Here is a 13388-nt window from a genome sequence, read left to right as displayed (position 1 = left end):
CGATTCGGCTCCGTCAGACGCCCGCTTCAGCCCCGCTACCCGCCACAAATCGGGCTCGAGCCGGTTCACGAAGGTTCAAGTAATCCCCACAGAAAGGACCGATTACCGTGACAGAACCCGTCCGGCGAGCCGGCGTCTTCGCGCTGCTGTGTACGCTCTCGCTCGCCGTTCCGCTCTTCGGTCCCGAGATCGCGGCGGCGCTGGCCGCGGTCGTCCTGCTCGGAGCGGTCGCCGTTACGGACGGACCGATCTTCGACCTACTCGCCTATCCCGACGACTACGAGGACGGGCGCCTCTACGGACTCATCGCGTTCGTCCTCGCCGGCGTCGCGCTCGGCTTGCTCGCCGTCCAGTCCTCGATGACGAGCGCGATATTCGTCGGGACGGTGTTTCTGATCGGCTACGGGAACTTCGGCGAGCGTCTCGTCCGAACGCGAAGCGACAGTGACGTCGTCCACGCCGCGGGGTTCTGTCTCATCGCGACCGTCGCGGCCGTCGTCGGCCAGGCGGCGACGGTCGCCGTTACCGGCGGCTCGATCCCGTCCGCGCTGCCGACGATCCTGTTTCTCGCTGCCAGCGGCGCCTTGCTCGCCGCGCTCCTCCGTGACGTTCTGTTGCTCTACGACGATCCCGTCGTCATGCTGTCGGTCGGACTGTTGCTCTGGCTGCTCGCGGAGCTCGATCCGGCCCTCGGTGCCGCCGAGATCGCGATCGCGCTGGCGATCACCGCCGCGCTCGGCTACGCCTCCTACGCCCTCGAGACGGCGTCGATCGCCGGCATGCTCACCGGCGTTCTGCTCGGGCTGTTGACGATCGTCCTCGGCGGCTACGGCTGGTTCGTCGTCCTCATCTCCTTCTTCGCGATCGGTGGGCTCTCGACGAAGTTCCGTTACGACCGCAAGGAGGATCTGGGGGTCGCCGAGGACAACAACGGCGCCCGCGGCACCGGCAACGTCCTCGGCAACGCGGCCGTCGGGCTCGTCGCCGTCCTCGGGTACGCAGCCAGCGAGGCCGCCTTCCTCCCGATCGACGCCGAGCTGTTCCTGTTCGCGTTCGCCGGCTCGGTCGCAACTGCGATGAGCGACACCCTCTCGAGCGAGATCGGCAGCGTCTTCGAACAGCCGCGGCTGATCACCACGCTCGAGCCCGTCGAGCCCGGTACCGACGGCGGCGTCACCTGGCAGGGGGAGATCGCCGGCGTCGTCGGCGCGGCGATCGTCGCGGTCATCTCCTACGCGCTGTTCGCCGAGGTCGGCGTCGTGGGCGCGGCGATCATCGTCACGGCCGGCTTCGTCGGGATGACCGTCGACAGCCTCCTCGGGGCGACCCTCGAGGGGCCGCTGCTGGGCAACCAGGGCGTCAACTTTCTGGCGACGCTGTCGGGCGCGATCATCTGTGCGCTGCTCGGACTGTCGTTCGCGATTCTCGGCTAATCCTTCCGCCTCGAGCCCTCGCGACGGTCGGCGGTCGAGTCGTCGAACCACGCCGTGGCGCGGAGCTGATCCTCGCCGGTGGCGGCGGTGACGGCGAACATCATCAGCACCCAGACGCCGAGCAGGGCGATCGCGGCGAACGCGGATGGGGACATGGTCGTCCGGGCTCGGTTCCGCTCGGCTATCAACTCCTCGGACGACGAGGTCGCTGCGAGCGGCTCACAAACGCTGTGAGAACGCGGCTCACTCTGTCGGCGGTGTGTCCGCGATATCGTCGACCGCGTGGACCTGCACTGCGGTCGGCCGCTTGGTGAACTGGCCCAGCGAGCGGGCGACGATTCTGTCGACGCCCCGGTCGGCAGCGAGATCCAGCAGCCGCTGGTCGAGAATCTCGTCGAGGACGATCGTCGTCGGCACCGTCTCGGCCGCCTCGAGCGCGTCGTAGACGTCGCCCGCGGGCGCCTCCTCGAGGACGTCACCGTCGGCGTCGAGGAACCGGACCTGATCGGTGTCGCCGGCGATCACGACGGTCCCGTGGCCGTAGACGGTCTGTGGTCCCTCGTCGACGGACGATTCGGCTGTCGCTGGTTCGGCTTCCGAGGAATCCGTCTCCGTCGTCGACTCGGTTTCTCCGGCAGCGCTCGAGTCCGCCCCGGACGACCGGTTCGCGTCAGCCTGGCGGTTCGACCCGGTCTGGGGGTCGCTCGAGGACTCCTCGTCGATCGTGCGGGGCGACGACGCCGGCGGTGCCGGCGTTGCGCTCCCATCCGTTGCGGCGACGGCCTCCCGGGGTTCGCTGAGTCCGGAGACGCTGTCGTAGCGGACCTTGTTTCGCAGCGCGGCAAACAGCTGGTGGTGGTCGAGTTCCTCGACGGACTCGCCCGCGGGGGCGAAGGCGACGTAGTCAATGTCGCCGACCTGGGAGAGCTCCTCGAAGATCAGGTCGCCGCCCCGGTCGCCGTCGAGGAAGACGGTGACCGTGCGGTGGCGGGTCAACTCGGCGACCGCGTCGGGGACGTTCGTCCCCTCGACGGCGATGGCGTTCTTGACGCCGTACTTCAGCAGCGTCAGCACGTCCGAGCGCCCCTCGACGACGATGATCGCGTCGCTGTCGGTGACTCGCGGACCGGCGGGCAACCCTTCGTACTCGGTGATATCCTCGACGCGGACGTGCTGGCGAACCTCCGCGAGGATCTCCTCGGAGCTCATCATCGAGTCGTCGAACCCGGTTCGGAGTAGCTCCTTCGCCCGATCGACGACCTCCTTTCGTTTGGCCGTACGGACGTCCTCGATCTCGCGCACCTCGAGGGAGGCCCGGCAGGGACCGACTCGGGTGATCGTCTCGAGCGAGGCCGCAAGCGTGGCCGTCTCGACCTTATCGAGGCTGGTCGCGATGGTGAGGGTTCCGTGTGACTGACCCTTGGTGCTGGTTATTTCGACGTCGATACGGCCGACTTTCTGTGACTGACGAAGGTCGCGGAGGTCGAGTTCGTCGCCCAGCAGGCCCTCCGTCTGGCCAAAGATCGCACCGACGACGTCGCTTCGCTCGACCACCCCGTCAGCCGTCACGTTCGCGTGGATGTGGTATTTCGAGGTGTCTTCCATGGAGATCTGCCCCCGACGGGCCGGGGACGCCGAGACGAGACCGCGCGTCCGGGAAGTTACCTAGAGTGAGGGCGGTGAGACGCAAATAGCTGTTGACCTAGAGGCGTCCGAGCGGTGTGGCAGTCGATGTCAGTAGGCGGGTCGGCTCCAGTACCAGTAGCACGTAACCGCGAGCAACACCGCCAGTCCGCCAAAAAAGAACAGCAGTCCCGGCGGGACGGTCACGAACACCGCCTCCGCGGTCTCGCCGCCACCCTCGAGGATCGCGTCGATCCCCTCGGCGCCATCACCGTTCGGTTCGCTCGCTCCGGAGTCGTCCGTCGCGGCGTCGTCCGTTCGATCCGGCTCGTCGGCGTCCTCGCTGGCGATGCCCACCTCCTCGTCCTCGGTCTCCGCGTCGTCGCTCGCGGCCTCGTCCTCCGCGGTGTCGGCTGCGTCCCCGCCGTCGGCCGCTCCCGGGGCCGTTTCGGCTCCCCCGCCGAACCAGCGGGTGACGCCGTACTGAACGAGCAGACTCGCACCCGCCAGCCCGGCAAGGCCGCCGACGAACCGCGAGAGCGCTGCCCGAAGCTGCGAGGCTTTCGACTCGTCGCTGGTGACGATCAGCGGACCGTCGGTCGTCGCGTACACGCTCATCTCGTTGCCCCGCGAGGAGTACCAGGTGTCGACGACCGTCACTAACCCGGCTTCCTCGAGGTTCTCGAGGTGGTAGCGGACGTTCTGAATCGAGGAATCGATCGCTTCCGCGATGTCGCTTGGCGTGCTCGGTTCGTCGTCGACCCGCGCGTAGATCCGGCGGGCGGTCGTCGACGAGAGGGCGCCGAACACCGCGTCGGCGTCCTCCCCTTCGAGGTCGACGATTCGGGGCTGTCCCTCCTCGGACTCCGGCTCCGACCGGAAGGGAAACAGCCGAGCCATGTGTTGTACCCATTCGATTCCCGACACATATACCCCTTTTCCTCGTTGAAACGCCGGTTTCACCCAACGACAGTCGACGGACGTGACGGGAACTGATCGACCGATGGAAAAAGTTATTCAATAGTCGGTATCGAACAGAAACAGTTACACACGTAGAGACGAACGGCGACGTATGTCACGCCCGGCGCTGTGGGGATGGATCGCCGTTGCGATCGGACTGAGCGCGCTCACGATCCCGTGGTTTCTCTGGGGCGACGCGACGCTCGTCGCGGGGGTTCCGCTCTGGCTCTGGTGGCACGTCGGGTGGATGGGGCTGGCCTCGCTCGTCTTCTGGCTGTTCGCCCGCCGATTCTGGGGGCTCGGGATCGAATCCGATAGCGACTCGAGCGGCGGTTCTCCAGGTTCGGGCTCGAGGGTCGACGCCGGGGGTGAGCGGCGGTGACGGTCGCGATCCAGCTCGGGATCATCGTCGGCTACCTCCTGCTGGCGCTCGCGATCGGGCTGGTCGCCTACCGTCTGACCGATCGGACGGCCGAGGATTTCTACCTCGCGAGCCGCACCGTCGGAACGATCGTCCTGCTGTTTACGACGTTCGCGACGCTGCTGTCGGCGTTTACGTTCTTCGCGGGACCGAACGTCGCCTACGAGCAGGGCCCCGAGTGGGTGCTGGTCATGGGGCTGATGGACGGAATCATCTTCGCGATCCTCTGGTACGTGATCGGCTACAAACAGTGGCTGCTCGGCCGACAGTACGAGTACGTCACCCTCGGCGAGATGCTCGGCGATCGGTTCGCCTCCCGCCGACTCAGGGGACTCGTCGCGGGCGTCAGCCTGCTCTGGCTGTTTCCGTACGTGATGCTCCAGCAGGTCGGCGCCGGCACCGCCTTACAGGCACTGACCGAGGGGACGGTCCCGTACGCCGTCGGCGCCGGACTGATCACCGCCTTCATGATCCTCTACGTCGTCGTCGCCGGCTTCCGGGGGATCGCCTGGACGGACACCCTCCAGGGCGCGTTCATGCTCGTCACCACCTGGATCGCGCTCGTCTGGGTGCTCGCCGTCGTCGGCGGCCCGAGCGCGGCCTCGAGCGCGCTCGAGGCTGAAGCGGCCCACCATCTCGCGCTGGGCAGCGACTTCTACACGGTGCAGTGGATGCTCTCGACGGCGATCACGATCGGCTTCGGCGTCGCGATGTTCCCGCAGGTGAACCAGCGCTTCTTCGCCGCGGGCTCGAAGAAAGTGCTCAAGCGCTCGTTCGCGCTCTGGCCGCTGCTGTGCGTGTTGTTGTTCGTCCCCTCGTTCCTGCTCGGCGCCTGGGCCCGCGGGCTCGACGTCGCGATTCCGGAGGGCGAGAACGTCCTCCCCGTGATCCTCGCCGAGTACACGCCCGTCTGGTTCGCCGCACTGGTCATCGCCGGCGCGATGGCCGCGATGATGTCCTCCTCGGACTCGATGCTGCTGTCGGGCTCGTCGTACTTCACGCGGGATCTGTACCGTCCGTTCGTCGACACGGACCTCTCGGCGCGCCGCGAGGATCTGCTGGCCCGGATCGGCGTCGTCGGCTTCGCCACTGCCTCCTTCCTCGCGAGCCTCTGGAACCCCGCGACGCTGTTCGAACTCGGCGACGCGGCGTTCAGCGGCTTCGCCCAGCTCGCCCTCCCCGTGATGGTCGCCCTCTACTGGCGGAAGACGACTCGGGCCGGGATTACGGCGGGAATCCTCGCCAGCCAGGTGTTCTACCTCTCGAGTCTCTTCACCTCGATCGTCCCGAGCACGTACGCGGGCTGGACCGCCGGCCTCGTCGGGATGGGGCTCGGGCTCGTCGTCACCGTCGCCGTCTCGCTGCTGACGACGCCGGCGCCCGACGAGCGCCGGGCGATCTACTTCGACGGGCTCGAGGCGGACTGACCCACCGGCGGCACACGAGAGCAACACACCGAAAGGGGCCGACCGCGTACTGGTCGTCGATGACGTCTGCGCTGCCGGAGTCAGTCGCCGGAACGTGGCACCGTGCCGGCACCCGTACCGGGGAGTCGAAGGTCCTGCTCGTGTCGATCACCGCCGAGACGACGGTGTACGAGCCCGCCGAAACGGCTTCGGCACTCGCGGCACTCGGCTCGAGCGACATCCCCGTTCGCTCGCTGTTTACCGTCGATATGCGGTTCTCGCCGTCGCTGTCGTCCGTCGGCGTCTCGCCCACGTCGGTGCTCTCGAAGGCCGCCCCGAAGGCAAGGTCGCAGTTCGTCGACCTCGTCGAGGACGACGGCCTGACCGTCGAGGACACCCGCGAGACGCTCTCGTTCGAACGACCCGACGGGACGGAAGGGCGGTGGTACGTCCTCGACGCCAGCTATCCGCTATCGCCCGCCCTCGAGACCGACCGGGAGTCGCTCGCGGCGGAGGCGAACGTCGCCATCTGGCCGACCGACGACGCCTACGGGATGGCCGGGGGGACGCTCCCGCTCGAGGCACCCGACAGCCTCGACGCACTCGAGGTCGATCCCGAGCGCGACCGCGAGACGATCGCGTCGCTGATCCGTTCGGTCGACCCCGATAAGAGTTCCGAGTAGTGGGAAAGCACACCGATCGAGCGGAGTAGTATTCGCCAACCATCCCTCATTTATAATGTAGTATCCTTATACCGCTGAGCGACGCTCTGTAGTTATGGAGGAGGACCCCTATCCCAGCGAAACCGCGGCGTTGCCCGGAAGCGGCGACGTCGAAACCGCCAGGGTGCTTCTCGATCGGCTCCCGGTCGGCGTGTACGTACTCGACGCCGACCTCGAGTGCGTCTTCGCCAACGATCGGGTCGGCGAGTTTCTCGACACCGACCGAACGGGGACGCCGATCGCGGAACGGCTTCGTTCGCGGTTCGACGACGCACACGAACGGGCGCTCGAGAACGGGGAGTCGGTCACGGCCGACACCTACCACGAGCCCGCCGAGACCTGGCTCGAGGTGCGTCTCGAGCCCACCGGTTCGGGTCTGACGGGCTGTCTCCGGGACGTGAGCAGACGGAGGGAACGCGAGCGGCGCTTCGAGCGCCAGCGCGAACGAATGGAGGCGATGAACGGCGTCTACGAGGTCATGCGGGCGATCAACGACGTGATCGTCACCGACGCGAGCCGGGCGGAGCTCGAGCGGACGACCTGCGAGACGCTGGCGGACACACCGGGGTACGAGTTCGCGTTCGTGGCCGGCGTCGACTCGGCGACGGGGGAGATAACCCAGCGGATCGAGGCCGGCATCGAGGGCTACGTCGAACGCATTCCCCTCTCGACCGATCCCGACGAGCCGTCGGGTCGGGGACCGGCCGGGCGGGCGATCCGAACGCAGCGGCTACAGGTGTCGAACGACGTCCTCACCGACCCGGATTTCGAGCCCTGGCGCGAGGACGCCCGCGAGCTCGGCTACCGATCAGCCGCCGCGATTCCGATCGTCCACGGCGGCGGCCTCTACGGCGTCCTCGGCGTGACGAGCGCACACCGACACGCCTTCACCGAGGAGGTCGGCGAGGGGATCGGCCAGCTCGGCGAGATCCTCGGCCACGCGATCGCCGCCATCGAGCGCAAGCGCGCCCTGATGGGCGATCAGCTGATCGAACTCGAGTACGAGATCAAGAACGCGGTCGACATGTTCGACGGCCCGAAGATGACCGACCGACACGTCTCGTTCGAACGGGTCGTTCGGGTCGACGACGAGCAGTTTCTCGAGTACGGCGTGACGAGCGTCGAGGCGTTCCCGGAGGTCGAGGCGCTGGTCGAGCGAGTTCCCCACTGGGACGACGTGGCGATCCTCGACGAGTCGGCCGGCGAAATTACCTTCGAGCTCACGATCACGTCGCCGCCGCTGTTCTCGGTCATCGCCTCCCACGGCGGCTACGTCGAATCGGCGGCCATCGACGGCGGCGACTACCGCATGACGATCCACCTGCCCGAGAGCGCGGACGTCCGGGCCGCGACCGAGGCGATCCAGGACGTGTACCCGGACGCGACGAACGTCGCCCGGCGGCAGGTCACGCCCACGAACGAGTCGATCGCCCAGATCCAGGACCACCTCTACGGCGTCCTGACCGACCGCCAGCGCACCGTGCTCGAGACGGCCTACTACGCCGGCTTCTTCGAGTGGCCCCGACACAGCTCCGGCGAGGACATCTCCGAGACGCTCGGTATCACGCCCGCGACCTTCCACGAACACCTCCGCTCGGCCCAGCAGAAGATCGTCGCGGCGGTCGTCGACGAACCCGACACGACGCGAACCGACGTCGAATCCGCCCGCCCGTCGACGGACGACTCGAGCTGATCGATCGCGACAGTTCTCACTGGTTTCATTACGACGCCGACGAAGTATCGGCCATGCAAACGCACATCGTCCCGGTCGGCTTCGACTACGACCGGCTGATCGCGCCGCTGGTTCGCGATCAGATCGACGTCGACCGCGTCGTCTTGCTCGAGGGCGCCGTCGGCAGCGAGGCAAACGTCGAGTACTCCAGACACCTCTCCGGGAAGCTCGAGACCGACTTCCGGAACCTGCTGGGCGCCGAGACCGAACGGTTCGTCCTCGAGGACGTCTACGACTACGACGAGGCGTTCGAGCAGGCGTACAACCTCATCAGCGCCGAACTCGACCGAGGCCACGAGGTCTGGGTCAACGTCGCCGCGATGCCCCGCACCGTCAGCTTCGCGTTCGCGACCGCGGCGAACTCGCTGATGGTCGAACGCCAGGAGGATCGCGAGTCGATCCACACCTACTACACCGCCCCGGAGAAGTACCTGGAGACCGAGCTCGCCGAGGAGCTGCGCGAGGGGATCGACCTGCTCCGGGACCTCGAGCGCGAGGGCGACCTCGAGGACGAACGGATCGAGAGGCGACTCGAGAGCGCCCGCTCGCTGCTCGCGGAGTTCGACGAACGCGGGACGACGATCGGCGCCAAGGAGATCGACGGCCACCACGTCGTCGAGCTGCCGGTCGCCTCCTTCTCGAACGTCAAGCCGTTCGAGGAGCTCATCCTGTACAAGCTCGGCGAGGACGGCGAGTTCGCCTCGGTCTCCGAGCTGGCGGAGGCGCTCGCCCGCGAACTCAACGAGGAGTACACCGACAGCTTCCGCTCGAAGGTGATCTACAACGTCGATCGGCTCGGTCCCGGCGGGAAGGGGTACATCGAGCGCGAGGAACACGGGAAATCGTATCGGACGCGTCTCTCGCGAATCGGCGAGCTGTGGGTGCGAGCGCACTCGAACGACGCCTCGGAGCGATAACACCGTAGGGCCGGCGCGCTTCGACGGTCGTGGCAGCGCCGATCGGAGTCCGTTCGGTAGTCGCTCTCGCGACCCTCAAGTGTGAGGGTACCGAACGTACGACACACCAACGTCAACGATGACTGCAATCGACATCAACTGCGACATGGGGGAGAGCTTCGGGAACTGGACGATTGGTCGCGATGAGGAGGTAATGCCGTACATCACCTCCGCGAACATCGCCGGCGGATACCACGCGGGCGATCCGCACGTCCTTCGCGAAACCGTCAAACTGGCCGCAGAACACGACGTGGGGATCGGTATCCACCCCGGTCTCCCGGACAGGATGGGGTTCGGACGCCGGACGATCGACGCGACTCCCGACGAGGTTCGTGACTACGTCGTCTACCAGCTGGGCGCACTGATGGCGTTTGCGAGCCGCCACGACGTGTCGGTCCAGCACGTCAAACCGCACGGCGCGATGTACTCGATGCTCTCCGAGAGCGACGTCCACTGTCGTGCCGTCATGGAGGGTATTCTGGAGGTCGACCCCGGCCTCGTCTACCTGGCAACCGACATGAACATCTACGAAGTCGCCCAGGAGTTCGACGAGCTGGACGCCGTTTTCGAGGGCTACGTCGACCTCGACTACAACCCCGATCGAACGCTCATCGTCGAGAAGGAAGTCAAGCCGAAAGATCCGGACCTGGTCGCGGATCGGGTCGTTTCCATCGCGACACGTGGAGAGGTCGAAGCCGTCGACGGAACGACGATCGACGTTCCCGCGTCGTCGATCTGTATCCACGGTGACGGTCCGAATTCGGTCGAGTTGCTCGAGACGATCCACGATCGACTCGAGGCGGAGGGGATCGAGTTGGCTCGCCTCGACGAGCTGGTGTGAACAGATCGTTCACCCCCCGTTCGATCAGGAGTCGTCCAGCCCGTCGAACTGCCGATCGAGGTACTTCGTCGTGTGGTCGCTCCCGACGAACACCTCGTCCTCGAGCACCGCGAGGTGGAACGGAATCGTCGTCGAGATCCCTTCGATCTCGGCCTCCTCGAGCGCGCGCTTGCTGCGTTCGAGGACCTCCGTCCGGTCCCGGGCAGTGACGACGAATTTGCCGACGAGCGAGTCGTAGAAGGGGGTTATCCTGTCGCCTTCGTTGACGCCGTCGTCGACGCGGATTCCCATTCCCGTTGGCGGACGATACGTCTCGAGGGTACCGGGCGTCGGGTTGAACTCGTCGAAAGGATCTTCCGCGTTGATTCGGAACTCCATCGCGACGCCCCGTGGTTCGACCTCCGACTGCTCGAACGACAGCGTCTCACCGGCGGCGACTCGGAACTGCTCTTTCACGACGTCGATCCCCGTTACGGCCTCGGTGATCGTGTGTTCGACCTGGATCCGAGCGTTCACCTCGAGGAAGTAGAACTCGCCGTCCTCGTAGAGGAACTCCACGGTACCGGCACTGCTGTACCCGGCCTCGGCGACGCCCGCTCGGGCGGCCTCGCAGAGTTCCGCTCGAGTTTCCTCGTCGATGGTGGGAGAGGGCGTCTCCTCGATGAGCTTCTGCTGGCGGCGCTGGACCGAACAGTCGCGCTCGTAGAGGTGTCGCACGTTCCCGTGAGTGTCACCGATCACCTGCACCTCGATGTGACGCGGGTTCTCGAGGAAGCGTTCGACGTAGACGGCGTCGTTGTCGAAGTACGCCTCCCCCTCGCGTTTGGCCTTCCGGAACTGTTCGTCGACGTCCTCGGGTCCGCGAACGACCTTTAGCCCGCGTCCGCCGCCACCGCCGTCGGCCTTGATCGCGACCGGGTAGCCGTAGTCGTCGGCGAACGCTTCGATCCGCTCCGGGTCGTCGACCGGTTCGTCGGTTCCGGGAACGATCGGGACGCCGGCCTCGTCCATGATGGCTCGAGCCTTGGTCTTCTCGCCGAAGTCGGTCATCGCGTCCGCCGGCGGTCCGACCCAGATGAACTCGGAGTCCTCGACGCGGCGAGCGAACGACTCGCTCTCCGCAAGAAAACCGTAGCCCGGGTGGATCGCGTCGGCGCCGGTCTCGGCCGCCGCTTCCATGAGCGAGTCCTGATCGAGGTAGCTCTTGTTGGCAACGGACGAGCCCACGTGAGCGGCCTCGTCGGCGCGGCAGACGTGTTTTGCCGTCTCGTCGGCGTCACTATAGACGGCGACCGTCTCGATTCCGAGTTCGGTCGCCGCTTGCATCACGCGAACCGCGATCTCGCCTCGGTTCGCAACGAGTACTTTGTCGATCGTCTTTCGGGGAGCTCCCACTATAACGACCTCCGAATTTCCTCGAGAAGATCGTCTCGCTCGCGACCGATCTCGAGAGCTTCCTCGGCGCCGACGGCGTTGAAATCGACGGTATCGTGGGTTCGGCACTGAGCGAGCGCGTCGCGCTCGGGGCTCACGACGGTCCCGATGGTCACGTATCCGCCGCCCGTCACGGCGTCTCGCATCAGAATAATCGGCTGTCCGGCCATCTGGATGGAACCAACCGGATAGCCGAGGTCAACGACGTTGGTGACGTCCGGTCCGGCACCGAACGGCTGCTCGCGCTCTTCGAACATATCGGTGATATCAGGCCCCTCGAACCGGTAACCAACCCGATCAGCCTCGTCGGAAATCGTCCAGTCGGCGTCGAGAAACCGCCGTCGTCCCTCGTCGGTGAGCCGGTAATCACAGAGTCCCATCACGACGTTGATCTCAGTCGTCGAGTAGTCCGGTCGGTTCTCCTCGTCGATCGAGGTGCCGACCGTCGCGTCGGCATCCGCCGCCGGCTCGCCGATGGGCAGTTCGTCGCCGTTTTCGAGCGATCGCCCCTCGTGGCCGCCGATTCCGATCAAGGTGTACGTCGACCGACTCTCCATCACCGGTTCGACATCGATCCCGCCGGCGACTGCGATATACGAGCGCGTACCTTCCTTCGCGAACTCGAAACTGAGCGTGTCGCCGGCCTCGGCCCGGACGGCCGTCCAAGTCGGGACCGGTTCGTCCTCGAGCGAGGGGTCCATGTCCGCACCGGTGACGGCGAAGACGGCGTCGTCTTCGAACTCGACGTCCGCGCCCACGTACGTCATCTCGAGCGTCGCCTCGGAATCGTCGTTTCCGACAAGCCAGTTGGCAACCGTGTGGGCGAACTGATCCATCGCACCCGAGGGTGGCATGCCGATATGATAGTGGCCGTACCGGCCGGTGTCCTGGACGGTCGTCACGAGTCCACCGTCGAGAATACGCATCACTCGAGCACCTCTAGCAGCCGCTGGTTGTAGTCGCGTGGATCCTCGAAGAACGCCTGCGGTTCAAACTCGACTCGCTCGTAGTTGTACTCGTACGTTCCGTTCTCGATCGCCTCGCGGATCGCGTCGTACTCCTCACGGTCGATCTGTCGGAAGCTGAGAATATCGCCCGGGTTCGGGAGCACCATCGACTCCTCGAAGCCCGAGAGCTCCTGATCGACGTCCAACACCTCGACGGGCGTTCGACCGTAGAGCTGATAGCCGCCGGCCCCGGGGACGGGATAGATCGCGGTGAACGCGCCACCGAACCCGATCGCTCGGCTCGGCGTCGCCGTCCGCGGCTGTTCGTACTTCGGAACTTCGATCTGTTCGTCGCGAGGGACCATCTGAAAACAGAACGGGAGCCCGGGGACGAAGCCGATCATCGTCACCAGGTGTGGCGCGCCGGAGTGATGGTCGACGAACGCCTCGACGGAGTCGAAGCCGTTGATCTCGGCGGAGTACTCGAGGTCCGTCGAGTCCGGATCCTGGTGGCGCTCTCGAAAGTCCATCACCGTCTCGTGAGTCCACGGATCGTCGTAGAAGACCGGAATATCGAATACGCGAGCCTCCCACTGGTACTCAGCGACGTCGATCTCGTCCTCGAGCGATTTCAGTTCGTCGATCAACTCGTCCGGGTGGAGGACCGCCGGATCGAACTGAATCAGGTAGGAAGCGTTCGAGGGCGCGACCTCGACGACCCCCTCGAGACTGTTCCGTCGGATCTCCTGTGTGATCGCCTGCACCTTGAAGTTCGCGTCGAAACTCATCGCCTCGTCGAGTTCGACGAACACCCAGTCGTCTCCGCCGTACTCGTACCGCGGAGACGGCAGCTCCTGTTTCGCTATCGTTCGGTCACTCATCCCACCCGGTGAGAGAACGGTTACCACTGTAT

At 66.0% G+C, this 13388-nt stretch carries 13 protein-coding genes; 7 read left to right on the top strand and 6 right to left on the bottom strand.

Going from position 1 to position 13388, the window contains the following annotated elements; all coding sequences use genetic code 11:
- The first annotated feature begins 107 nt into the window (after nt 1–107).
- Nucleotides 108–1433, top strand: a complete 1326-nt coding sequence (locus C491_RS11410; protein ID WP_005556323.1) for a DUF92 domain-containing protein — start codon at nt 108–110, stop codon at nt 1431–1433.
- On the opposite strand, the gene C491_RS22935 is transcribed toward C491_RS11410, so the two are convergent.
- The 3 genes from C491_RS22935 to C491_RS11400 form a co-directional block, all read right to left on the bottom strand.
- Complete coding sequence (locus C491_RS22935) at nt 1430–1588, bottom strand: hypothetical protein (protein WP_160167150.1); 159 nt, start codon at nt 1586–1588, stop codon at nt 1430–1432. The genes C491_RS11410 and C491_RS22935 overlap by 4 nt on opposite strands.
- 88 nt (nt 1589–1676) lie before the next feature.
- Nucleotides 1677–3038, bottom strand: coding sequence for a DNA primase DnaG (gene dnaG / locus C491_RS11405; protein WP_005556321.1), 1362 nt, complete (start codon nt 3036–3038; stop codon nt 1677–1679).
- Nucleotides 3039–3167: 129 nt separating this feature from the next.
- Nucleotides 3168–3956, bottom strand: a complete 789-nt coding sequence (locus C491_RS11400; protein WP_005556320.1) for an ArsR/SmtB family transcription factor — start codon at nt 3954–3956, stop codon at nt 3168–3170.
- A 172-nt stretch (nt 3957–4128) separates the two neighbouring features.
- On the opposite strand from C491_RS11400, the gene C491_RS11395 reads away from it, so the two are divergent.
- The 6 genes from C491_RS11395 (at nt 4129) to C491_RS11370 (ending at nt 10094) form a co-directional block, all read left to right on the top strand.
- A complete protein-coding gene (locus tag C491_RS11395; RefSeq protein WP_005556318.1) occupies nt 4129–4398 on the top strand; it encodes a DUF3311 domain-containing protein in 270 nt (89 codons plus the stop codon).
- Nucleotides 4395–5864, top strand: a complete 1470-nt coding sequence (locus C491_RS11390; protein WP_005556316.1) for a sodium:solute symporter family protein — start codon at nt 4395–4397, stop codon at nt 5862–5864. The genes C491_RS11395 and C491_RS11390 overlap by 4 nt, the downstream gene beginning before the upstream one ends.
- Nucleotides 5865–5923: 59 nt before the next feature.
- Nucleotides 5924–6526 (top strand): hypothetical protein, encoded by a 603-nt coding sequence (locus C491_RS11385; protein ID WP_005556314.1) that lies wholly within the window; start codon nt 5924–5926, stop codon nt 6524–6526.
- A 94-nt stretch (nt 6527–6620) separates the two neighbouring features.
- Nucleotides 6621–8258: a bacterio-opsin activator domain-containing protein gene (locus tag C491_RS11380; protein ID WP_005556312.1), complete on the top strand. Its 1638-nt coding sequence runs from the start codon at nt 6621–6623 to the stop codon at nt 8256–8258.
- A 53-nt stretch (nt 8259–8311) separates the two neighbouring features.
- Nucleotides 8312–9214, top strand: coding sequence for an HFX_2341 family transcriptional regulator (locus tag C491_RS11375; protein ID WP_005556310.1), 903 nt, complete (start codon nt 8312–8314; stop codon nt 9212–9214).
- Nucleotides 9215–9332: 118 nt separating this feature from the next.
- Nucleotides 9333–10094, top strand: a complete 762-nt coding sequence (locus C491_RS11370; protein ID WP_005556308.1) for a LamB/YcsF family protein — start codon at nt 9333–9335, stop codon at nt 10092–10094.
- Nucleotides 10095–10118: 24 nt separating this feature from the next.
- Here the strand turns inward: C491_RS11370 and C491_RS11365 are convergent, their stop codons facing one another.
- Genes C491_RS11365 through C491_RS11355 form a run of 3 tightly spaced genes read right to left on the bottom strand, consistent with a single transcriptional unit; the run spans nt 10119 to nt 13356 of the window.
- Nucleotides 10119–11489 carry an acetyl-CoA carboxylase biotin carboxylase subunit gene (locus tag C491_RS11365; protein ID WP_005556306.1) on the bottom strand — a complete coding sequence of 457 codons (1371 nt, stop codon included), beginning with the start codon at nt 11487–11489 and terminating at the stop codon, nt 10119–10121.
- Nucleotides 11489–12454 (bottom strand): 5-oxoprolinase subunit C family protein, encoded by a 966-nt coding sequence (locus C491_RS11360; protein WP_005556304.1) that lies wholly within the window; start codon nt 12452–12454, stop codon nt 11489–11491. The genes C491_RS11365 and C491_RS11360 overlap by 1 nt, the downstream gene beginning before the upstream one ends.
- A complete protein-coding gene (locus C491_RS11355; RefSeq protein ID WP_005556302.1) occupies nt 12454–13356 on the bottom strand; it encodes a 5-oxoprolinase subunit B family protein in 903 nt (300 codons plus the stop codon). The genes C491_RS11360 and C491_RS11355 overlap by 1 nt, the downstream gene beginning before the upstream one ends.
- Nucleotides 13357–13388 lie beyond the last annotated feature (32 nt).

Origin of the sequence: Natronococcus amylolyticus DSM 10524 (assembly GCF_000337675.1) — an archaeon.
GTDB classification, from domain to species: Archaea; Halobacteriota; Halobacteria; order Halobacteriales; family Natrialbaceae; genus Natronococcus; species Natronococcus amylolyticus.
Note: the sequence above shows the minus strand (reverse complement) of the source record. Positions and strands in the feature narration are given on the sequence as shown.